Genomic DNA, 22,353 nt, shown 5'->3' on the forward strand with positions numbered 1-22,353 from the left:
GTTTTAAAAACCTTGCACCTATTTTCTTTTTTATCAGCCTGAATCCCTTAATTTATCATGGTTTTGCATTTATATGGCTTACGCCACGCTCCGCTATCAGCATCCCCTATTTAATTTTGACTTTTGACTTTTGACTTTTGACTTTTGACTTCCCGAAGGGCGAGTACGGGAATTTCGCTGGCACTATGAGCGACAACCACACTTGATTTTTGATATTTTTTGCTAATTTAATAGCATAATCTTGTTGTTTGGCATTAGACCGGGCAAACAGTAAATCTCAAATCTTAGAAAAAAACATAACCTAAATTTCTATAGGAGGCTGGTAGATGGCTGCAACTGACTTTAAAGACTATTACTCAATTTTAGGAATTAGTAAAACTGCCAGTCCAGAAGAAATTAAACAAGCTTTTCGTAAACTAGCCCGTAAGTTCCATCCCGATGTTAACCCAGGGAATAAGCAAGCAGAGGCAAAATTTAAGGAAGTTAACGAAGCTTATGAAGTTCTATCTGACCCAGATAAACGCAAAAAATATGACCAATACGGTCAATATTGGAAGCAGGTGGGAGAAGGTGGCTTCCCTGGTGGTGCTGGGGTAGATATGGGCGGTTTTGACTTCAGTCAATACGGCAGTTTTAATGATTTCATCAATGAATTATTTGGGGGTGCAGGACCTCGTACTGGCAAACCAGGTTACTCTTATCGCACTTCTACAGGTAGACCGGGTGACGGTTTTGGTGGTTTTAACGATTTTGGTTTTCAAAATGCAGGTGCTGGTGCTGCCCAAGATAGCGAGGCTGTGATTAGCTTAACTTTTGCTGAAGCATTTGCAGGGGTGCAAAAACGCTTTAGTTTAGGTAACGAAACTATAGATGTTCGTATCCCCGCAGGTGCAAAAACAGGTACTCGTTTGCGGGTACGGGGCAAAGGTCAAATTAACCATAATACTCAACAACGGGGAGATTTGTATTTAAAGGTGGAACTCCAACCCCATTCTTTTTTCCAAATTGAGGGTGATAATCTCGTTTGTGAAGTGCTAATTACTCCTGATGAAGCTACTTTGGGTGCTGCAATTGATGTACCTACACCCGATGGAAATGTGAATGTGAAACTACCTGCGGGAGTACGTTCCGGTCAGTCTCTGCGTTTGCGTGGTAAGGGTTGGCCTCTCGCTAAAGGCGGACGCGGTGATCAAATGGTGAAGGTGGCGATCGCACCTCCAAAAGATCTCACCCCACAGGAGCGAGAATATTATGAAAAACTCCGGGCTATCCGTACCTACAACCCCCGCAGTCATTTGGCACAAGTTAAATTATAAATATTTCGTAACTGCCCAATTTTTTATTCACAACAATATCCCTCACTTTTTCTAGAAGTCAGGGATATTAGTTTGCTATCCCAATTCTTTTTATTAACAGCTTGTGATAAATTTCTATCATCTCTGATGTCGCTTGGGTAGTTTGCCATGCTGGACGTACAACCAAGCGATCGCACCAAGCTGTTAATTTTGGATATTCATCCAAGGAAATACCTGTTTTTGGCACCGAAGGTATGATAGACCCCACTACAACATCAGCTAAAGTTAAATGATTACTGCCAAAGAATGGACGATCATCAAGTAGATTCTCAAAAAACTTCAATGCTGTAATAACTTTTATCTTCGCTTGCTCAATTGCTTCTGGATTTTTTTTTGGTAAATCGAACATTACTGACATCAGCGGCATCTTGGTTGGTAATATTTCATTGACGTAAATGTGTTGTACCATTCGCACAATCGCTAAATCTTTGGCATCTTTGGGTAACATTGCCGGGGTTGGATATTTAGCTTCTAAATAATCCAAAATTGCCAAGGACTCAACTATAGTCAAACCGTCATCTACCAAAACTGGAATATGATGAAAAGGGTTAATTGCTAAAAATTCTGGTTTAAATTGCTCTTCATTATTCAGTTCAATTTCTACCAGTTCAAATTCTAATCCTTTTTCTATCAGTGTAATCCAAACTGGTCGGGAGCTTCCAGAAATTGGCCAATGATAAAGTGTGATCATGCTGAAAATTTATACCTGTAGTTATCGCTGTATTTATCGCTTGTGATTGTATACGTCTTATCGTCAAAAATATTGAATACTATGACAAAAATTTACATAATCGCTCAAACCTTAATAAAGGATTAATTGATCATCTCAATTTGTACAGAAACTTTTTAAATATGCTGGTTGATCGAGAGGTTACTGAGTTGAGGGTTGAGAATAAAGGCTTGTTCTTTTCTCCTTTACCCTTCCCTCTTAATCAATCAGTATTATGATCTAATCTGGCTATGACATTCTTGCCATTAAAAGTTTTCGGAAACCTGCTATCAATTCTGGTGTGGCTTGGGTAGTTTGCCATGCTGGACGTACAACTAGGCGATCGCACCAAGCTATCAATTTTGGATAGTCATCTAAGGAAATACCCCCTTTCGGCAACCAAGGTACTATACTTCCCGCTACAACATCAGCTAAAGTTAAGTTCTCACTGCCAAAGTATGGACGTTCATCAAGCAGGTTCTCGAAAAAATTCAGGGTTGTACTAATTTTTACCTTAGATTGTTCAATTGCTTCTGGATTTTTGCCCGGTAAATCGAAAATTACAGACATCAATGGTGTAATAGCAGGTAGTAACTCATTCACACTAACCATTTCTACCATTCGCACAGTTGCTAAATCTTTGGCTGCTTTTGGTAACATTGCCGGAGTTGGATATTTGGCTTCTAAATAATCCAAAATTGCTAAAGATTCTACTACATTAAAACCGTCATCGACTAAAGCTGGAATGTGATGGAAAGGGTTAATATCTAAAAATTCTGGTTTAAACTGTTCTCCATTTAATTTAACTTCTACCAGTTCAAAATCCGCCCCTTTTTCTATCAGTGTAATCCAGACTCGGCGGGAGTTTGGAGAAATCGGCGCATGATAAAGTGTAATCATGAAGCAACCTCAATATAAACTTAATGCCGATTTTACACTTTATCTGTATTGAATTGTTCTAACAATCTCTCTATAGTTGCATTGTGGTCTAAAAATGAAAATAAATGTCTGTAGAGTAATTTACCATCTTGATCTAATACAAACTGCGCTGGTAAAGGCGCTCCTAAAGCCTGTCCTGTTTGATATGTTCTAAAAACATAACAGCTAGGGTCACTTAATAAAGGCATTTTTAAGCCTAAATCTTGGACAACTATTTGGCTTTGCTTTTTATCGGTGCTAGTAATCATCAAAACTTCTATGCCCCGATTTGTAAATTCCTCATAATTTTCATTTAAAGCTTTAATATGGGGATAGCAAAATGGACAATATTGTTTTTCTGTAAAAATGCGAGTAAATGCCAGCAACACAGGTTGTTTACCACGATAATCTGATAATTTAATTGTGCGATTATTGGTAATATCTGATAATTTAAAATCGGGCGTTCCTATACCTAACCTGAATTCATCTAATGCAGGTTTTGGTAAAATGTTGCGGAAGAATCGCTCATTAAATAGACCTGTAAAATCTGTTGAAGTAAGCATAAATAATTAAAAATTAAAAGTTAATGGAAACAGGGAACAGGGAACAGGCAGAAAGTTATTCTCCCTATCTCCCCATCTCCCCATCTCCCCATCTTCCTAGACTGCTGCGAAGTAAACTTTGGACTTCACTGGATCGGGAACCATTGTTTTTTCTCCAGGTTGCCAACCAGCAGGACAAACTTCGTCAGGGTGAGATTGAACGTGCTGAATAGCTTGTAGGGTACGCAATGTTTCTTCAACGCTGCGACCAAAAGCTAGGTTGTTGATGGTGGCGTGTTGAATAACACCATCTTTATCAATGATAAATAAACCACGCAAAGCAATACCAGCAGCGGGGTCGAGAACGTTGTAAGCGGCGCTAATTTCTTTTTTGATGTCGGAAACTAGGGGATAATTTAAATCGCCAACACCACCAGATTTACGATCTGTTTGAATCCAAGCCAGATGGGAAAATTCGCTATCCACGGAAACACCTAGGATTTCTGTGTTAAGCTGCTTGAATTCTTCGTAGCGATCGCTAAATGCTGTGATCTCGGTGGGGCAAACAAAGGTAAAGTCTAAGGGGTAGAAAAATAGGACGACATACTTACCGCGATAGTCGGAAAGTTTGATTGTCTTAAATTCCTGATCTAGTACAGCTGTTGCTGTAAAATCGGGAGCCTGTTGACCAACACGAAGGCTTCCTTCAGTTCCGTAAGTGATTGTCATTAACCTAGTTCTCCTTCATCTTATATCCATTTTTCGCGTGGGAATCTGGGTTAGATAAACCTTACCCATTCACGCTTGTCACAGTTTAGTTACGATCTGTTACGACTATATCATACTCATTACGATTTTGAGTAACTGATAACCGATCATTCCATTAACAGGGAATAGGGAATAGGGAATAGGTGACAGGTGACAGGTGACAGGTGACAGGTGACAGGTGATAGGGAAGGAAAATTTTAGATTTAAGATGGAAGTTGCTCAAAACAATCCAAAATCCAAAATCCTTTCATACCCATTAGACATCTCCCAAATCTAAAATCTAAAATCCAAAATCAAATGACTGATTTAGATACTAGAGAATGGTTACTAACCAATGGCTTAGGTGGTTTTGCCAGTGGTACAGTTTCGGATGTCCATACAAGGACATATCATGGGTGGTTATTTGCCGCTCAAAATCCACCTTCAGGACGGAAATTACTGCTCTCCCACTTAGAAGCAAGTTTAGAAATCAGGGGAAAAGCGATCGCACTGGGAACAAATGTTTGGGGGAGTGGTGAAATTGAACCAACAGGTTATAAGCTGCTGCGCCATTTTGATATTAACCCAGTTCCCAAATGGGTTTGGGGTGAGGATAACTGGCAGCTATCTAGAAGTTTGGTGATGCCAAATGGTTTGCTCAGAGAAGGTGGGGAGATGGGGAGATGGGGAGATGGGGAGAATAAATTACCAATGCCCAATACCCAAAGTATTTTAATTCAGTATCGCTATGAGGGTGAGGAACAAGCGATTTTCAGGTTGAGGTTGTTGATAGGCGATCGCCATTTTCATCATCAACAAACTGGCAATGAAAAAATCAAGTTTTCCCAACTAGTTGGAGAACGGCTAGTTTGTATACAAGCGAACAATGCAGGTCAATTTGGTACACCTTGGTATCTACGCTGGACACAAGGAGAGTATCAAGCTGATGGATTATGGTACTGGAATTATGCTTTACCCGAAGAAACAAAACGAGGTTTAGGCGATCGCCAAGACCTTTATAGTCCCGGTTATTTAACAGCGAATCTTCAACCAGGAGATATTCTCACTCTGGAAGCAAAAGTAGGTTTACCCGACTCCCAACAAGTGATTTTTTCTTCTGAAAGCTTTGCAGAAGCAATAGAAGCAGAACAAGAAAGACTAGCTCAGATTTTTGGTTGGGGAGTAGAAGAAGCAGGGGAGATGGGGAAAAAATTCTTACCCCACACCCCGCACCCCACACCCTACACCCAACACCCTACACCCTCTTCTTCCCTGTCACCTGTCACCTGTCACCTGTCACCTCTTCATCAACAACTACTTAAAGCCAGTGATCAATTTATCGTCTATCGTGATTCCATAGCAGGCCCGACGGTAATTGCGGGATATCACTGGTTTGGTGATTGGGGGAGAGATACCTTAATTGCTTTACCGGGATTGACCTTAGTTACAGGACGCTTTGAAATTGCAAAAGGGCTGTTAAAAACTTTTGGGCGTTACTGTCGTTACGGACTCATACCCAATGCTTTTCCCGATGTTGATAACGAACCTTTTTACAACAGTATTGATGCTGCTTTATGGTGGATTGAAACTTTAGGACTTTATTTAGAAGCTACTCAAGATTGGCAGTTTTTGGTAGAGCAGTTTCCAGTTGTGCAGCAAATTCACAAAGCGTTTATTGGCGGTACTCGCTACAATATTCAAATAGATGCTACTGATGAGCTAATTTCTTGGGATGCTAATGGTGTGGCCTTGACTTGGATGGATGCACTGGTGGGAGGATTACCTGTTACACCCCGTCGCGGTAAAGCCGTAGAAATTAATGCTCTGTGGTATTCGGCTTTATGTTGGTTAAGTCAATGGTCAAAACGTTTAAGTCAAATAGATCAAGACAATTCTGTACGTTTAACTAAGCAAGCGCAACGCTACAATCAGCAAGCAGAAACAGTAAAAGTATCCTTGCAAAAATTCTGGAATCAGCAATTGGGTTATTTATATGATGTGATTGAACCTGATGATCGCCGGAATTCGCAAATTCGCCCCAATGCTGTTTTAGCTTTATCTTTGCATCATTGCGGTTTTTCTTCACAGCAAGGTCGTCAAATTTTGGATGTAGCTACTTCTAAATTGTTGACTCCTTACGGTTTACGAAGTCTTGATCCACATGATCCAGAATATATAGGCAAATGTGAAGGTAGTCCACAAAAACGCGATCGCGCTTATCATCAAGGTACTGTTTGGTGTTGGTTAATTGGCGCTTATGTTCGGGCTTGGGAGCGTTTTTACCCAGAAGTACCTATACCTTTTGACTGGAAACCACTTTTAAATCATTTTTTATCTGATGGTTGTTTGGGTTCAATTTCAGAAATTTTTGATGGTGATGCACCGCATCTTTCCAGAGGTGCGATCGCTCAAGCTTGGTCTGTTGCTGAGGTGATACGGCATTTTAGATCATCGTTTGTTTAATTGCTTACTGAGTATTTTATATCTTATGATGTAATTATCACAAGCATTAAAAAAATACCTAAAAGTAAGTTGGTATGGATTTTGTTATTTTAGATACTGAGGGCAACCCAACTTTAACGGAATTAGCTATTGTTGATAGTCAAGGTTTGGTCATTTATGAAGGTTTTTGTGATGGTAATTATCATGGTTTTCAAAATGTTTTAAATCTCAAAAGTCTCAAAACTTTACTAACAGAATTTTTGACTATTGTTGAAGATAAAAAAATCATCTGTCACTATGCAGAACATGATATAGAAATCCTCAAGCGCAGTTTTCAAAAAGTTGGTTTATCTTGGCAAAATTTACAACAAAAATTACAATTTGATTGTACTTGGATTTTAGCTAAAGACTGTTTTCCGAATTTAGAAAGTTATTCTTTAGAATATCTGTGTAAATACTTTAATCTTAAAGATCATAATCAATATTTTATTCCTAATATGGCTCATACTGCTCGTTATGATGCCACATTTACTTATCATCTTTATAAAAGGATTATGTTAGAACATCTTAAAAAACAACCTAATCCTTTTAGCAGCAGTCGCGTTGATACTCCTTTTCAACATCATCCAGATTATGCTGATACTTATCACCGAGAATTCCAGATTTTACAAACTGCTTTAAATAACATCAAATTAGATGCTAATCATCAGAGTAAAGGAGTTGTTGTAATTGGAGAACCAGGAACAGGTAAAACTCATTTAATGATGCGACTTGCTCATGAGAGATTATCAAGTAATAGATTACTATTTATTCGTCAACCTAATGATGCTAAATCCGTACTTTATCATATATATGGCAGGAGTTTAGAATCCCTAGTTGAAAAAGCAGGAAATTTACCTCAACTAGATGCTTTAATTATTAACACTTTTCGGAAAATAGTTAGTCTTAATGATAGAGACGTTAAACAGAAAGATATAGATATTTTAAAAGCTTTATATGATTTAGAAGATAATAATTTTAACGCTCTTGGGAAAGAAGCTACTCAACGTAAACGGGAATATTGGGAATATATAGAAAAGACTATTAGTGAATGGTGGATGAACAATTATTCTGCGGGAACTTTTGCTTTGTCTATTATTAAAGGAATGGTAAAATATTGCCGCTATACAGATTATAAATATAGAAATATTACTACTCGTTGGTTAGCAGGAAATATTTTAACTGATGAAGAAGCAGAAAAAGTAGATTTACCAAATTGGAGTGAGGAAATTAGTAAAGAAGCATTTTCTTTAGAAGCTATTTCTGTGTTAGGTAAATTATCTAGTTTGGATGAACCTTTAATTATTATTTTTGATCAATTGGAAGGTTTAGGACTACCACACAACCAAGATATTTTATTTAATTTTGGAGAAGCAATTAAAGAAATTTTTACTCATGTTCCTAATAGTTTAATTATCTTGAATTTATTTCCTGATAGATGGGAAAAATTTCAAGCAATATTTGATCAATCTATTATTGGCAGAGTATCTCAATATCAAGTCTCTTTACGTCAACCTACAGAAGCAGAAGTTAAATCTATTCTCAAGGTGAAAATGCAAGTTGTAAATATTTCTTTAGAACAGTTATTTGCATCTGAAGATTTAGAGGATATTTTAAGTAGAAAACCCATTCGTGCTGCTTTAAACCGTGCAGCGAAATACTATGATTTGAAAGTGAATAATATTCCTTTACCAGATGAAAGAAAAGCGATTAGAGAATTAGATCAAAATGAAAAAATAGAACAACAATTAAAATTTTTGCAACGAAAGCAAAATACAATTATAGAAGTGCTGAACCGATTGATTCAAGGTAATCAATTATCTCAATCTGCTGATTTGAGCAACTTACAGGAAAAATTATCAAATTTCGCAAATTATTCACCAAGTGAAAATCTCAACTCTAGCAGTTTTGAAAATCCAATAATTGAATATCTCAAACAACATCGCACCGAATTAGAACAGAAATATCATCATGCAACCATTATTAGCGATGGTGATGATATTGGTAAAGTGAGGAATATTGCTGAAGCTTTAGCTCATATTCAGTCATTCAAATTAACACAATATCGTTTTGGGAGAAAGGTATTACCAGAACATATTGTCATAGAAAGAGGAACTAAATCTCATGTGATTGCTTTCCTAGAAATCAGTGGTACTCCCTTTACTAATCGAATTAGTAATTTCAATGACTTAGTTATTAACAATCCTCAAAGCACGTTTGATTTAATTAGAGATGAACGTCAACCAGAGATTAGTGGTAAAGTCGGAAAGGAAAGAATAAAACAATTAGAAAATAGTGCTAACGGTAATTTTATTTTATTCAATAAACAAGATAGAATTCTTTTCGATTTGATTTATGATCTAATTATCAGTATTTATAACAAAGATTTAGATATAGATTTGGAATCAGCTTTAACTTTTGTTACTACTCATCAAGAATGGTATCACTGGATTTTTACCAAATTTGGGTTTCTTTCACCCAAACAATAAAATCCCCATTAGGTAACAATACTTGTAGGGTTTTGTCGGAAAAGGAGAAGGAGAAAAGGTTGAAAAAACCTTTAAGTACCCAAGCAAAATTAATTACACATATTGATTGAAAACAAAAATGTTTGTATTCCTTACCTGTTCCCTGTTCCCTGTTAAGAGTTCTCTCTCCTAACTATGAAATTTATTTTGCACGACTACTTACCATTTACCCTTTCACCTTTCCCCAAGGAAACTGACAACTTTTAGATAACTAACTGTGCAGTGTTGTTACTAGTCCCACATAAAACAAAACACAGATCAATCATCTGTGTTCATCCGCGTGCATCTGCGGTTAATTACCCATGAATTTTAAGAATGGCTCAGGTCAGAATTGAACTGACGACCCCAGGCTTATGAGTCCCGTACTCTAACCAACTGAGCTACTGAGCCGTGTTGTTTTATCAACTTCTATTAAGATAGCATACAATTTTGCCTGTGGCAATTGCCAAATCAAAAATTTTTTCCAAAATAAAAGAGGGAGCAATTCTCCCTCAACGGATCAGGCAGTTACTGAATTAACTCACAGCTAGGCAGTTATAGACGTGCCTGTGATGGTAAGAAAGCAATGGGGTTAACGGCACCCTTACCTGCTGGATGAACTTCAAAATGGCTGTGAGGACCGGTACTAAAACCAGTGCTACCCATAGCAGCAATAGTTTGTCCTTGTTCCACTTCTTGCCCTACTTGCACTAAAATGCGGCTGTTGTGAGCATAGCGGGTCATGCTACCATCAGAATGGCGGATTTCCACTAAGTTACCATAGCCACCGTTATTCCAGCCTGCTTTTTCTACCCTACCAGCGGCTGAAGCGTAAATAGGTGTACCAACGCCGTTAGCAATATCAATACCTCTATGCATTCTGCCCCAACGCCAGCCGTAGCCAGAAGTGAGAACACCTTTTGCTGGCCAAATGTAAGATGCAGAAGAAGTAGATGGGGGATTAGTATTCTGATCAACTGCTTTAGGCAGATATAAGTCAACTGCTGCTAAAGGTGGTAATGCGGGAGACACTCTGGTTCCGCGCATTTTACCCAAAGAGTCAGTAGCATTAGTACCAGCAGCAGGAACTTGTAACCTAATGCCAGATGGGTTATTGCGATAGGAATTACCAGCCGAATTGGTCTGATTTGGCAGGAATTCTGGGTTCATTGGCTCGTTCATGGGACGAGCAGCACGCATTTGGAATTGGGGCTTAACAGGTTTTTCGCTGTAACTGGGTAATACAGGTGTAGGTACAGGAATTGCCACTGCATTACGTTGGGAATTAACTCTAGCAGGAGCAAATTCCTTGCCAGTTTCAACTACAACGGGTACAGGTGCTTCATCTGCTGTATTTACTGTTTGTACAGTTACACCAGACTCTTGAGCGCGATATTTTTCGCGTAGTCTTTCAATTTCTGTTTGTAAGCTGCGGAGACGTTCGTTACCTTTGACCCTAGCTACCTTTTGAGGTTCTTTTTGATTGGTTGGGATTTTGGTGACACGATTGTTTAGTTGATTCTCACCACCCACACCATAAGAGATAGGTGAAGTAAGGTCATTTTCTCTTGTCTGAAGCTGATTATCCTGAGCTAGTGGTACAGAAGGTACAGGAATGGTGACACTACTGGTAGTAGCAGGAGTATTAACCTGAAGTTGATTATCCTTAACTACTGGAATAGAAATAGCAGCACTGCTGTTGTTTGTTACTACTGGTGACTGTGAAACTTGAGGTAGATTGGCATCTAAATCAGGTTGACTGACCAAAGAACTAGCAACTGTAGAACTGGTAACTGTAGAACTAGCAACAGTGTTCTTGCTGCTAGGCTGGACGAAAGGAGGCTGAACTGCTAAGGTTGATTGGTTGTAACTGTTCCGTTCTGCTCTAGCAGTAGGAATAATCAGTTGTTGACTAATTTGCAGTTGATTGGGATCTGTCAGGTTATTAGCTTTGACTATTTCTGAGACTGAAGTACCGTATTGACTAGCAATCTCCGCTAATGTGTCTCCAGGTCTAACTTCGTAAGTTGTCCCAAGTGATTGGGCAATTAGTTTGGGTGCGGTTGGTGCAGATGTGGTTAGCTTCTGCATTGGCGCACTTGTTTGCTTTTCTCCTTTTAACCTGGATATTAGGTTGGCTTGGCTGCCTTCTGTTGCATCTTCTGACTGTGCTGGCAAAGTGTTATCAGCTACAGTGGTTGGTTGTGCTACCTCAATCCGATTTGATGATACGTTTTGGGTCTCCTCAGACCGCAACTCCGCCAGACTATTTCTTAAACGGTTCGATTTTTCCTGTAAGCGATTTAGTGCAAACTCTTGCTGCGCTTTCAGTTGTGCATCAACGTCATTATTGACTGTGTTTCCTGTTGCCACAGTTACGGCTGTGGGTTGAGTGCCAGCAATACTTTGATTGCTAGAAAGTTGTTGTACTCTTGTTTCAGGTAATTGGTTGCCTGGTTGTAATCTGGATTGAAGCGAGTTGCTATTCAATCCCTGTTCTACTTGAGGTTGTAAGTAGATAGCGTTTTTGTCAGCTTCTGATGTAGGAATTTGCACAGCCACTTCTGTAGCTGTAACTGGCCATTTAGCTTCAAGCCCAGGCACTTGCGAAACTGCTGTTGGTTCCACGATGACAGGATTTTCAGGCACGCTCGCTGAAGAGACGGCTTGGGACTCCAGCTTTGTGGCGACAAATTTTATCTCAGTGTCAGAAACAGCAGGAATAGTTGAGGCTGCTTTTTGACTACCAACAGGAACAGCTGCTTGGGCTTGATCGCTTTGTCGAGTCACCAAAAGGCTGGTTGCGCCCATTGAGATTGCCAAGCCAATCATTGCGGCTTGGGTTGTGGCCCGGCGGCTTGCTTTGTGATTTGTCTCATTCAACTGCTCAACCGGGGCAGCATCGCTGTTGGGGGTATTGTTCAACACAGCCTTTACTCTCTTTTTCAATGCTCGTTTCAAAGACGACCTCCTATGATCACGCTTCGCTTAATAGACCTTGATTTTTCAGTTGGATATTAATCCATGATTGAGATCACATCAAACGATATATCAAGATCACATTCACCAGAGATACTTAGGCAAGATTAACCTGCTTCTCTGATTTAGACAAGTTCATACTTGTTAGTAAACCTTAAAATTTTGGTACTGACTTGTCTGTCACCACTCCTCATAAAATTCAGGATTGTTCGCTCTTGACAGTTATCTGTGCCGATAATTGCTTTGTTCTGCCAGGGACTAGACAAATATGATAGCTTTGCTGAGTCCACTATGGCTGTTAGCATTTGTTCTGCTGCGACTTCTGACAAAAACGATGTTCCTACTTTAGATATTTTCTAGGTTTTTTTATCCAATCAGTCTTATCAACAGCAGACTTTACGTTGTTTCTTCCTCAAAAAACAACCGTACAAATCACTAACGACTTTTTGTGTCTGGTGATTGTGTCTCATGATACAGATAGCTAAGATGCTTTCCTGTAAATGCTTTGGTTGATTTTATCTGTTGACTAGATAGAATTTGAATTCACTAAAATCTATCATTGACAATGGCCTTGGAATCAAAGTTAATATACAAATTTCTTATATGTCTGTTGGCTGAGTAATCCGGTTCTTTTTACTGAGAGGACGAAAGTATTATTCCTTAAGTTTTCAGTTGATTTATATACGTAATCGTACTTATAGAAGCTATCAGCTATCAGCGGTCAGCAGTCAGCAAGAAAACGCTTGTGGTGTAAGACTTTGTGATGAAAATTTGCAACTAATTCATCGGCAATATGTTTTATGTTCTTTGCTTTGAAGCGGTTCTTCTGTGTCCACGATTGCTGGATGAGTTTTTATACCTAAGCATCTTTAACGTCAGTTGGCGATTGACTGAATTTACATTTTTCTTCCCCTAGACTCCCGTTAAATAGCCTAACTGACGACGACATTCAAACAAGCTAACAGCCACACTGACGGATAAATTCAAGCTGCGAACGCCAGGTTCGTGCATAGGTATATAAAGGGTGGAGTTACAGGTACTGAGAACATTTTCTGGTAAGCCTGTAGTTTCGCTGCCGTATAATAGCCAATCATCAGCTTGAAACTGATAATTGATATAGTTAAAACTGCCCCGAACACTAAAGCCTAATAATCTACCACCACGTTGTTGATGTATGATTTGAAATGCTTCAATAGATTCATGATAATGAAGTTTGACATAAGGCCAATAATCTAAACCTGCTCTTTTGAGGTAGCGATCGCTAATTTCAAAGCCTAAAGGACCAACTAAATGTAATTCTGTCCCTGTAGCGGCACAAGTACGAGCTATATTGCCTGTATTTGGGGGAATTTGCGGGTTAACTAGGACTATCTGGGGCATATAACAATAAAAAATTAAAAATTAAAAATTAAACAACTAGTAAGGAAGCAGCAAATAAATGGCTGATTGAGGATATTAGAGGAATTGTATCCAAAGATAGATAGTGATTATATATAGGTTTTGTTAATAATGACTACTTATTTACCATTGATTAGATTTTTAAAACTCAAATTAGGGAATAGGGAATAGGGCAAAAAGCAAGAGGTCTATTCTCCTCTGATCTCCTGCTTTCTTGCCTGTTGGCTTGATTTTAAGCGACTACAGAGGAACACAATAATTTGCTTTCTAGTTCCTGTTCCCGTTCGTGGGTGGCAATAATCGCCTGGTTAATGACACGCTGGGCATCCACACCAATTTTGTGTAGGTGTAACCATTGTTGGGCTTCGTTACCTTCGCGGAGAATTTTGTGTAAGGGGGAAAGGAAACAACTGAAGCCTTGTTGTTTGGCTATGCCCCAAACTTCTTGATATAGTTGGGCGATCCAGTCTCTGGCGATTATGGTACTACCATCTTGCCAATGTTGCAATTGGGCATCCAGGCTGGATGTGGCTGCGGCCATTTCATTTTTAGCAGTTAGGGTAATTAGTTCTTCCGGTGAGAAACTGCTTTGGGTGAGGGGGTCGATGTTGGGGCTGTCGATAATTTGTAATAATCGCGCTTCCAGCAGGGCGGTAATTGCTAATAGGGAAATGGGGTCTGTGACTAAATCACAAATTCGCAGTTCTAGACGATTTAAATTGTATGGACGGCGATCGCCATTTGGTCTGACTGATGTCCACAAGTGCCGGACGTTTTGCATTGTTCCGGCTTCTAGCTGTTCTTCTACCCATTGAATATGATGGGCATGACTGGTAAATAGGGGTACATGATTGGGGGTTTGGGGAAAGAGTCCCCAGCGGGTGGAATGATAGCCAGTGGCTTGACCATTTAAGAATGGTGATGAGGCACTCAGGGCAAGGAATAAAGGTGCTTCGAGACGGATGACTCGACAGGCACGCATTAATATTTCCGGGTCGCTGATGCCAACATTAATATGTACGCTGGCGGTGACTACTTTTGTGCCGTAGGTTTGCTCAATGTAGTCATGGTAGGGGTTATTGGGGTCAGAACGTTGAAAGCGATCGCTCCCACCCAAGGATAGGGTACTTCCTGGTATTAATGTGTAATTATTTAATTGTTGCAAATATTTACGTAACTGCTGTCTAGGACGCAGTAAGCCACACAATTGATTTTCGTAGTTAGTGGATGGGTTGGTTATGTATTCTACGTTGCGGCTATCTGGCTCCCGCATAAATCCCTGCAAATCTGCAACGATTTGGTCGGAGAGTCCGACAATTTCACCTTGAGGCGTGCCAGTATACATCTCAATTTCAAAGCCTTTTGTTAAGACCACCTTTTTCTCCTCGGCTCTCCTTATTTCCATAAATTGTATCGAATTAGACGATTTTTTGCATCAGGAATTGGAATTGGGGAGCAGCGGGGCTGGGGTGATGGAGTTATGGGGTGAATAATATGTTATCTAATGCCTGTTACCACTAACAACTGAGAATTTACAAATTACGAATTTTTTCGGATTGCTTCTGTGGCAAAATTTATGGTTTCTGCTGATAAATCAAATAATGATTCTAAGTAAATTCTACCTTCATTAAATAGGTAATTTAGCAGATTTGATGCTGTGTCTAAAGTTAGATTTTTCCTGCGAATTTGAATATTTAACTTATCTTCCTTCGCATTAAATATTACAAATAGGGATATTGTTTTCCAAAATGTTTGAGTTGGTGGTATTACTTTAAAAGCAGTCACTAATTTTCCTGCTTCCGGTACATGAATTGTCAAACCTGAATCCTGAATCATTTGTTGAATGTTTTCCAGTGATAAAGAAGAAATTTGTTGATTTTTAGATTCCAAATTTACAAATGTTGCTAAATCTGGTAAATTGCTTGAAGCATTATCATTTAAAGATTCAGATTGAAAATATATTTTTCCATCTAAAGAGTCAGAAGTAGCATAAATTTGAATTGTATAAGGTGGCTGAGGTACTGTTCCTCGCTCATAAAATAAACGTCCTTCTTCAGTTACTGTAATGGGTGATTTTACCACCAAAGTTTGTAATGTCTGAAGATTAGAAATTGTACTTTTGACAAACACAGAATCTAGCCCAAGTACAGATGCTAATTCATCGGCTGTTGGTGGAGGATTAAATTCAATTCCGGCACGAATGATAAATTCCTCAAGCACGTTAAACTGACGTGGTTCTTTGATAGTTAATTCTACAGTATTTTGACGTAAACTATAGCGAAATTGACGGGCGGCTAAAACTGAGAAATTAGGATTGTCCGTTTCGATTTTTTTAACTATATTTTTGAGTTGATTATCAATAGGTCTATTAACTGAAGTATGAAACATCAACAAAACCTCCATGACGATTAACAATATTTGCAACTTCTGTGTACATACCACCAACTACACCGGGTTTACTAGTAAATAAATCGTGACAACCGACAATTACTAGCAATTCTTGAGCGCGTGAAAAAGCCACATTTACCCGTTCTGGTTTTTTAGCAAATCCCACATCTCCTTGAGGATTATTACGCACCATACTGACAATTACAGCTGGTCTTTCCATGCCTTGAAATCTGTCAACTGTACCTGTTCTAATTTGCAAAGAGGGGAAAAGGTGAGATTGTAAACGCTCATCAATTTTTCTCAATTGAGCGCCATAAAATGTAATGACAGCTATTTCCTTTTTTGGTTCACCATTAGCAACTTTAGAACTCCAAGCATTTTCAAATTGCTGACATATTCTTTCTATGACATCAATTTCTTTAAGATTAAAAAATGAAGTCCCCAAACGTTCTTCTTGAAATACATTTTCTCTGGGCGTTTTTACCCAAATTAAATGATGTTCTGGTTTAATGATTTCCCCTGCTAGATAATGAGCGCGTTTAGTATCAGCTTCTAAAATACCACATTCTAATTTACCATCATAAAATTGATTGATTGCTCCCATGATGTTGGGGTGCATTCGATATTGAGTATTGAGCATTTGTTTAATGCTAGAATCAGCAGTTTCAAATTGACTTTTAAATAATGATTCTTCTAAAAATTGCATTTCTTCTTTGGTATGACCCATTGTTTCTACAACTTCTTCCACTGTGCTAGTATCGAGCATGGGTGGTAATTGTTTGTGGTCTCCTACCATGACTAATTTTTTACCCTTCAAAGCTGGTATTAGTAATTCTGGTGGTGTACATTTACTAACTTCATCAATAATGACTACATCAAAAGATTTAAATTCTTCGGAAAAATTGTAATTTGCTGCTTGAACACAGGTGATACCGACAACGTTAGCATTATCTAAATAAATTTGTCTTAAATCTTTGCTATCACGTTCTGAAGGTTGACGTAGTTTTGTAATCCAATCTTGGACAAAGTTTTGATATTTATGAAGATAATTTTCTTCGTTTTGCAGTTGTTGTTGCCAAATATCAAATTGATTTTTAAATATATTTAAATTTCCTAGATTTAGTAAATCATTTTCTGAAATTTGCGGCTTGAATTTATCAGGTATTTCTTGCCATGTCACTTCCCACCACTTGCGCTCTTGAATTAAATTATCAGGTATTTGTAGTTGTAATTGCTGCTCTAATTCATTTATCTTAGTTTGTATTTTTTTAAGTTTCTGTAAAGCAGATTTTGTTTCTTTTTTGAGGTTGGATAGTTGCTCATTGAGAGATTCTTTAATCATCTCTAAAACAGCAAAAGGTTCTAATGAGGGAATTAAAGTTTCTAGTTGTAGAATACAATCTGCCCAGATTTTAACTTGTTCTGAGAATTCTGGATGATTTTCCCAAATATTTGATTGTTTTGTTAGATCTTGTTGTATTAAATTAAATAATTGGGCAGGTATTTTTGATTGTTTATGCAGTAATTCCAATATTTCTACAACTTTGGCAAGTTGAGAATTAGCGTCTTGACTGGCTTTTTCTACTTGAGATTGTATTTCTAGAATCTTGTCTTGAGTAATATCATTTTTGGGGATTTTATCTAACTGTTGTTGTTGTTTTTGGAGAATATTAAGTTGTTGTTCAGCTTCAGTTTTAATTTTTGAAACACATTGACGGGCATTTGCTAAAATAATATCTAGTAATTCTTGGGTAATTCGAGTTAAAGTAGAGTCAAGGTTGTTAAACTCATAGGATTTGCTATAGTTTTTTTGCAGTTGCATCAAAAAAGTTTGGGTGTTTTCAACTAGAGATTTCCGCTGTTTAGATGTGAGTAATTGATAATCTTCAAATTGTTGATAGATTTCTTGCCATTTGGTGCGATCACTTTTTGACAAGACTATGGGAATTTGACTAAAATTTTGTTGTAAGAAATAACTAAAATTGTGCAGCTTACCTCGTCTGTCAGTAAATTTTCCTTCTATTTCATAAGCGAGTGCTTTTAATAGTTGCTCCCATTCTGGTAGTTTAATTTGATAATTTTTGGGTACGAGTGGTAATTTTAAATTATTAGCAAACATCACTAAACCTAGTGGTAGATTTAGCATATTATCTGTTAGTTGTAAATCAGATTGTTGACAATCTTTTACAACTTGATATAGATGAGCAGAAGCTGTAACTTTCCATTCTTTAACTGCTTCAATAATATAATCAATTTCTCTTTTGCGGTTTTCCCACATTTTAATAGTTGGTTGCAGGTTTTGTCCGTGATTCAAAGATTGCTGATACTCTGTTTGTAATTGATGTAAATATGTAGAACTTTGTTTGAAAATATCTACTAATGTAGCTAATTCTGACATAGCTATAGTCGCATCATGTGCATAATTCAACGCGGGTTTAAACTCAGAAATCTCAATTGCTATATTTTCACGTAACCAAACTGCTAAACCAAATGCACCACGCGCAGGACGCACAAAACCAAGTAAATCTGTATATTTGATAGCTTGACGTACATTTTCCCGGAAATTTTCTACTTGAGGATTTGCTTCTTGATATGGTTGTAAAAGTGGTAAAAATTCTTTAATTTCTGAAGCATCCCAGTTGACATTTGCTTGAGATTTTAACAGTTTATCTAAACCCTTGCTTAAGGATTCAATTTCAGATTTTTTAGTTAATGACTCATTGTAAGCTGATTCTTGACTTTTGTAAATTGTATCTAAATTTTTCTGTTCTTTTTTTAATTCAGCTTGTTGTTGATTAAATTCAATTTCAGCTTGCAGGTATTCAGCAAATCTTTGTTTAGATACTAATAATTGACTCAGAATTTGAATATTTGCTTGTCGTTGAGTAAGGTTATTTTCGCAATCTGTAGCGGTATTTTCCAGCCATCTATCTATTACTTGGTCTTCTAAAAATGCTTGTCCTTCTTCCCCAACTTTTTCGGCTTTTCCTTTGCGTACTGCACGAATAACTGGGTTATGAACTAACCTACTTAAAGCGTTATCAACTGCTAAATTAGCTTGCGAAGTAATTAATGTGCGTCCACCTCGTAAAGCAATTTGATAGCAAATTTCCGCAATTACGGTAGTTTTACCTGTTCCTGGTGGTCCTTGAATTAAAACTAAATCTTGGGCTGCAAGTACCTTCTCAACAGATGCTTTTTGACCTGAATTTGCAGAAGATAATAACAAATCTTGGGCTTTAAGTTTGACAGTTTTTTGTATAGGTCTAGCTTGGGAAGCGTCAAATAGGAAATCACCTAAATAGGGATTCTGTGTGCGTCCTTGTCTTAAATGTTCTAAGGCTTTTTCTTTACGTTCAATCTGTTTGATATCACCAGCAGCATCAAAAAATAAATATCCTGTTTTTGGTAGTTGATAATTTCCTGTTTCTATATATTCAACTAAATCTCGATCTATTCGGATATTTATAAGATTATGTTTTGGATCAATTTTTTCAATAGTTCCTAATTGACGACTACTGCGCCGATTTTTTTCCGTGGGAATAGAATCAGAAAATTTGATATCTTGATTTTTTGCCTGTTTTACTCTTTCCCAAAAGTTCTCTATTTCTAAAAAGTTCTCTTCTGAACCATCAAGGGTCGCTGAGTTGATATTAATTTCAAAGGAAATTTCTTTTTTATTTTTACTATATTTATAATTGCTACAATATACACAAAATTGTCTAGCTTTAGCAATTCTTTCTTCTACTTTTAAAAATGCTTTCCATGCTTGTAATTGATCTTCTGTCGGTACATGATTACCGCATATTGGCATTTTGGCTATTTGTGCCAATAATTTGGGAGAAATATCAATAGGATAATGATGATTTGGAACTAATTGCAAGGGCAATGCTAAAGCATAAGCATCAACTTGTCCCCGTGAGGGTTGTAATAAATAAGCTGAGAGAATTTTTAACCCGCTAGAGCCATTTTTTTTGACTGCGGCTCTAAATCCTAGAGTTTTATTTAGTTCTTTGAGTCTTTTTGGTAATGGAAATTCACTTTCATCTGTAGCTATTGTTAAATCCCAAATTTCTTCTCCTTTTTCTTTTGCCGCACCTTGACGACGAATATAAAATAGACAAGGTTGTTTACCTACACATTCAAAAATTAATTCGTGAGCGCGTTCTTTTCTTTCCCGAAAATCAGGATAAAATTTAACTGCTTCTTGTCCTTCAAAATGCCTAATTAAAGTATCAATTGTAGAATTTATTAAGGTATATCCCCAGGTTTCTGAGTTTTGTTTTTTTGTTAAAGTTGGCATGGATACTCCTGATTTTTTGCTCACGCAGAGGCGCAGAGAGAGTTGTGATTAATTTTGAGAGTTAAAGATGAAATTGGTGGTAGGTTTGACTGGCTGCTCGGTGTAATAGAGAATGTCTCCAAACGAGGGATTTCATATCGTCTGCATAACCTCCACCAATGACGCAAGCTACGGGATAACCTGCGCTGACACAGGTGGTTAAAACTTGCATCTCTCGGCGAAAAATGCCTGTGTCTGTTAATGCTAGTTTGCCTAGTTTATCGTCTATGTGCGCGTCTACTCCAGCGTCATAAAATACTATATCTGGTTTAATTTCTGATAATAAATCTGGTAGATAATTAGCTAAGGTTTGTAAGTAAGTATCGTCTTCCATGCCTATTGGTAATGGTACATCTAAATCACTTTTTTGTTTTGTCCCTGGAAAGTTAATTTCGCAGTGCATAGAAAATGTGAAAACGCTGTTGTCATTTTGAAAAATCAAGGCTGTTCCATCTCCTTGGTGGACATCTAAATCCACAATTAGGATCTTTTTAGCAAGTCCTAATTTTTGCATGACGCGAGATGCAATTGCTAAATCATTAAAGATACAAAAGCCTGAACCATAATCAGGAAAAGCATGATGAGTTCCACCAGCAGTATTACAAGCTAAACCTTGATTGATTGCTAATTTTGCAGTTAATATTGTTCCACCTACTGCAACACAGGTACGATTTACTAAAGCTGGACTCCAAGGTAAACCAATGCGTCGCTGTGCTTTTGGTTCTAATTTTCCTTCGCAGTAAGCTTGCACATAATTGGGTGTGTGGACTAACTCAATTAATTCTTGTGGTGGACGTTCGGGAATGTGAAATTGTTCTGGATGTGCTACCTTGTCTGCTAACAGCAATTCATACAGTTGTCGGAATTTGGACATGGGAAAGCGATGTCCTGGTGGTAAAGGAGCAACATAATCTGGATGATAAATAATTGGTAAATCCATTGCTTAGGCGAGTTACACCGATATTTTTTAGCTCAATAATGACTGTAAATAAGTATTTTTTTAATTATAATGTATCAGATATTTTTTGAGTAGATATTTTTTGATCAGCGCATTGGTAAACATTTATTGGTGAAAAAATTACATACACGCTATCAACAAGAAGGAATTCAAATTCCCTTTCCTGTTCGAGATGTTTATATGCACAATAGATGAATTAATACTTAGTCTTTTTGTAGTTCATGGTGTTTTATGTAGTTAATTATACATTAAAAACGACTATAGTTCAGTTATGTAAATAGATTTTAAAATTTTTTAGGAAAAACTAGAAATAGATTATATAGTGATGTATCTCTCAAGCAGGTTCTGAAAGTTACAGTTACTCATGGTTAAACTTGTATGTATACAGTTGATATTGAAACTCAACTTCATGCCTTGCGTCCAGGCGATCGCGTGAGATATTCTGGTGTGGACTGGGATATAAAAGATTACAGCACCTATCAAGACCCCCAAGGATATCAAACAGATGAATGGTTGTTAGTATCATCAGGTGGTTCAGAATATTACCTATTGCGAGAACATGACCCTAACGAAGAAGAAAATTCTGTAGCTTGGTATATTTCTAACCAGTTAGAAAATGTGACTTTATATTTGCCAGACTCTAAAGAAGAGTTAATTCCATTAACTAGATTATGGCAAGAAATGCAAGCATTAAATACTCCCTATCCTGAATTGAAACTTTTTTATAAATCCTATTATTTTGAGTCACAAACTGAGGGTGATTATGATTCTCAAGGAAAAGTAAAATCTCGAATAACTTGGGATTATTGGGATAAAGAGCATTTAATCAATTTAGCAATAGAAGCTTTGCCTAATCTACAATTAGATATTTATTCAACTAAAAAGGTACAACTTCAAGATTTTAACAAAATTCAAAAAGGTGTCGGTTCACAACGTCGGCTTTGGAATTTTGCTCCTGGCTTAATTATTGAGATGATAATTGCACTTGCATTTTTGTCAATTGGCATATTATTAATGTTATTTGGGTAA

General features: G+C 37.5%; 15 protein-coding genes, 1 tRNA gene and 1 pseudogene. 5 read left to right on the forward strand and 12 right to left on the reverse strand.

The features are described 5' to 3' along the window. The first annotated feature begins 326 nt into the window (after window positions 1–326). Complete coding sequence (locus tag A0J48_RS03425) at window positions 327–1,316, forward strand: DnaJ C-terminal domain-containing protein (RefSeq protein WP_200320346.1); 990 nt, start codon at window positions 327–329, stop codon at window positions 1,314–1,316. A gap of 67 nt (window positions 1,317–1,383) precedes the next feature. Here the strand turns inward: A0J48_RS03425 and A0J48_RS03430 are convergent, their stop codons facing one another. The 4 genes from A0J48_RS03430 to A0J48_RS03445 all read right to left on the reverse strand — a co-directional run bounded on the left by A0J48_RS03430 (window position 1,384) and on the right by A0J48_RS03445 (window position 4,253). Continuing rightward, entirely contained in the window at window positions 1,384–2,046 is a 663-nt protein-coding gene (locus A0J48_RS03430) for a glutathione S-transferase family protein (RefSeq protein ID WP_200320348.1), read from the reverse strand. A 267-nt stretch (window positions 2,047–2,313) separates the two neighbouring features. Then, on the reverse strand, window positions 2,314–2,964 hold the full coding sequence (locus A0J48_RS03435) for a glutathione S-transferase family protein (protein WP_200320350.1): 651 nt from the start codon (window positions 2,962–2,964) through the stop codon (window positions 2,314–2,316). A gap of 32 nt (window positions 2,965–2,996) precedes the next feature. Then, window positions 2,997–3,545, reverse strand: coding sequence for a peroxiredoxin family protein (locus A0J48_RS03440; RefSeq protein WP_200320351.1), 549 nt, complete (start codon window positions 3,543–3,545; stop codon window positions 2,997–2,999). A gap of 96 nt (window positions 3,546–3,641) precedes the next feature. After that, entirely contained in the window at window positions 3,642–4,253 is a 612-nt protein-coding gene (locus A0J48_RS03445; protein WP_200320353.1) for a peroxiredoxin, read from the reverse strand. A gap of 336 nt (window positions 4,254–4,589) precedes the next feature. Here A0J48_RS03445 and A0J48_RS03450 point away from each other — a divergent pair, with 336 nt between their 5' ends. Beyond that, window positions 4,590–6,734 carry an amylo-alpha-1,6-glucosidase gene (locus A0J48_RS03450; protein WP_200320355.1) on the forward strand — a complete coding sequence of 715 codons (2,145 nt, stop codon included), beginning with the start codon at window positions 4,590–4,592 and terminating at the stop codon, window positions 6,732–6,734. Window positions 6,735–6,808: 74 nt separating this feature from the next. After that, window positions 6,809–9,241 (forward strand): exonuclease domain-containing protein, encoded by a 2,433-nt coding sequence (locus A0J48_RS03455; protein WP_200320357.1) that lies wholly within the window; start codon window positions 6,809–6,811, stop codon window positions 9,239–9,241. 355 nt (window positions 9,242–9,596) lie between these two features. Here the strand turns inward: A0J48_RS03455 and A0J48_RS03460 are convergent. The 8 genes from A0J48_RS03460 to A0J48_RS03495 form a co-directional block, all read right to left on the reverse strand. Then, window positions 9,597–9,670, reverse strand: a tRNA-Met gene (locus A0J48_RS03460). 144 nt (window positions 9,671–9,814) lie between these two features. Continuing rightward, window positions 9,815–12,220: a peptidoglycan DD-metalloendopeptidase family protein gene (locus A0J48_RS03465; protein WP_200320359.1), complete on the reverse strand. Its 2,406-nt coding sequence runs from the start codon at window positions 12,218–12,220 to the stop codon at window positions 9,815–9,817. 143 nt (window positions 12,221–12,363) lie between these two features. Then, a complete protein-coding gene (locus tag A0J48_RS03470; protein ID WP_200320361.1) occupies window positions 12,364–12,567 on the reverse strand; it encodes a hypothetical protein in 204 nt (67 codons plus the stop codon). Between the two features lie 583 nt (window positions 12,568–13,150). After that, window positions 13,151–13,618: a tRNA (cytidine(34)-2'-O)-methyltransferase gene (locus A0J48_RS03475; protein WP_200320363.1), complete on the reverse strand. Its 468-nt coding sequence runs from the start codon at window positions 13,616–13,618 to the stop codon at window positions 13,151–13,153. 250 nt (window positions 13,619–13,868) lie between these two features. Continuing rightward, window positions 13,869–15,011 carry a glutamate--cysteine ligase gene (gshA, locus tag A0J48_RS03480; protein WP_200320365.1) on the reverse strand — a complete coding sequence of 381 codons (1,143 nt, stop codon included), beginning with the start codon at window positions 15,009–15,011 and terminating at the stop codon, window positions 13,869–13,871. Between the two features lie 164 nt (window positions 15,012–15,175). Then, window positions 15,176–16,024 (reverse strand): hypothetical protein, encoded by an 849-nt coding sequence (locus tag A0J48_RS03485; RefSeq protein ID WP_200320367.1) that lies wholly within the window; start codon window positions 16,022–16,024, stop codon window positions 15,176–15,178. Further along, on the reverse strand, window positions 16,005–20,327 hold the full coding sequence (locus tag A0J48_RS03490; RefSeq protein WP_200320369.1) for an AAA domain-containing protein: 4,323 nt from the start codon (window positions 20,325–20,327) through the stop codon (window positions 16,005–16,007). Before A0J48_RS03490 ends, A0J48_RS03485 begins: the two co-directional genes overlap by 20 nt. Before the next feature lie 61 nt (window positions 20,328–20,388). Continuing rightward, entirely contained in the window at window positions 20,389–21,306 is a 918-nt protein-coding gene (locus A0J48_RS03495) for a histone deacetylase family protein (protein ID WP_200320371.1), read from the reverse strand. 96 nt (window positions 21,307–21,402) lie between these two features. Between A0J48_RS03495 and A0J48_RS26725 the strand changes: the two are divergent. Both A0J48_RS26725 and A0J48_RS03500 read left to right on the forward strand, forming a co-directional pair. Next, a pseudogene (locus tag A0J48_RS26725) lies at window positions 21,403–21,519 on the forward strand (mechanosensitive ion channel family protein); the annotation flags it as partial. A gap of 183 nt (window positions 21,520–21,702) precedes the next feature. Then, window positions 21,703–22,353: a DUF4178 domain-containing protein gene (locus A0J48_RS03500; protein ID WP_200320373.1), complete on the forward strand. Its 651-nt coding sequence runs from the start codon at window positions 21,703–21,705 to the stop codon at window positions 22,351–22,353.

Origin of the sequence: Sphaerospermopsis aphanizomenoides BCCUSP55, from assembly GCF_001586785.1 — a bacterium.
Lineage (GTDB): Bacteria > Cyanobacteriota > Cyanobacteriia > Cyanobacteriales > Nostocaceae > Sphaerospermopsis_A > Sphaerospermopsis_A aphanizomenoides_A.

Bases quoted from the DNA above. Each gene is read 5' to 3' on its own strand.
- A0J48_RS03425 (WP_200320346.1), top strand. From the start codon at position 327: ATGGCTGCAACTGACTTTAAAGACTATTACTCAATTTTAGGAATTAGT.
- A0J48_RS03430 (WP_200320348.1), bottom strand. From the start codon at position 2,046: ATGATCACACTTTATCATTGGCCAATTTCTGGAAGCTCCCGACCAGTT.
- A0J48_RS03435 (WP_200320350.1), bottom strand. From the start codon at position 2,964: ATGATTACACTTTATCATGCGCCGATTTCTCCAAACTCCCGCCGAGTC.
- A0J48_RS03440 (WP_200320351.1), bottom strand. From the start codon at position 3,545: ATGCTTACTTCAACAGATTTTACAGGTCTATTTAATGAGCGATTCTTC.
- A0J48_RS03445 (WP_200320353.1), bottom strand. From the start codon at position 4,253: ATGACAATCACTTACGGAACTGAAGGAAGCCTTCGTGTTGGTCAACAG.
- A0J48_RS03450 (WP_200320355.1), top strand. From the start codon at position 4,590: ATGACTGATTTAGATACTAGAGAATGGTTACTAACCAATGGCTTAGGT.
- A0J48_RS03455 (WP_200320357.1), top strand. From the start codon at position 6,809: ATGGATTTTGTTATTTTAGATACTGAGGGCAACCCAACTTTAACGGAA.
- A0J48_RS03475 (WP_200320363.1), bottom strand. From the start codon at position 13,618: ATGCCCCAGATAGTCCTAGTTAACCCGCAAATTCCCCCAAATACAGGC.
- A0J48_RS03485 (WP_200320367.1), bottom strand. From the start codon at position 16,024: ATGTTTCATACTTCAGTTAATAGACCTATTGATAATCAACTCAAAAAT.
- A0J48_RS03490 (WP_200320369.1), bottom strand. From the start codon at position 20,327: ATGCCAACTTTAACAAAAAAACAAAACTCAGAAACCTGGGGATATACC.
- A0J48_RS03495 (WP_200320371.1), bottom strand. From the start codon at position 21,306: ATGGATTTACCAATTATTTATCATCCAGATTATGTTGCTCCTTTACCA.
- A0J48_RS03500 (WP_200320373.1), top strand. From the start codon at position 21,703: ATGTATACAGTTGATATTGAAACTCAACTTCATGCCTTGCGTCCAGGC.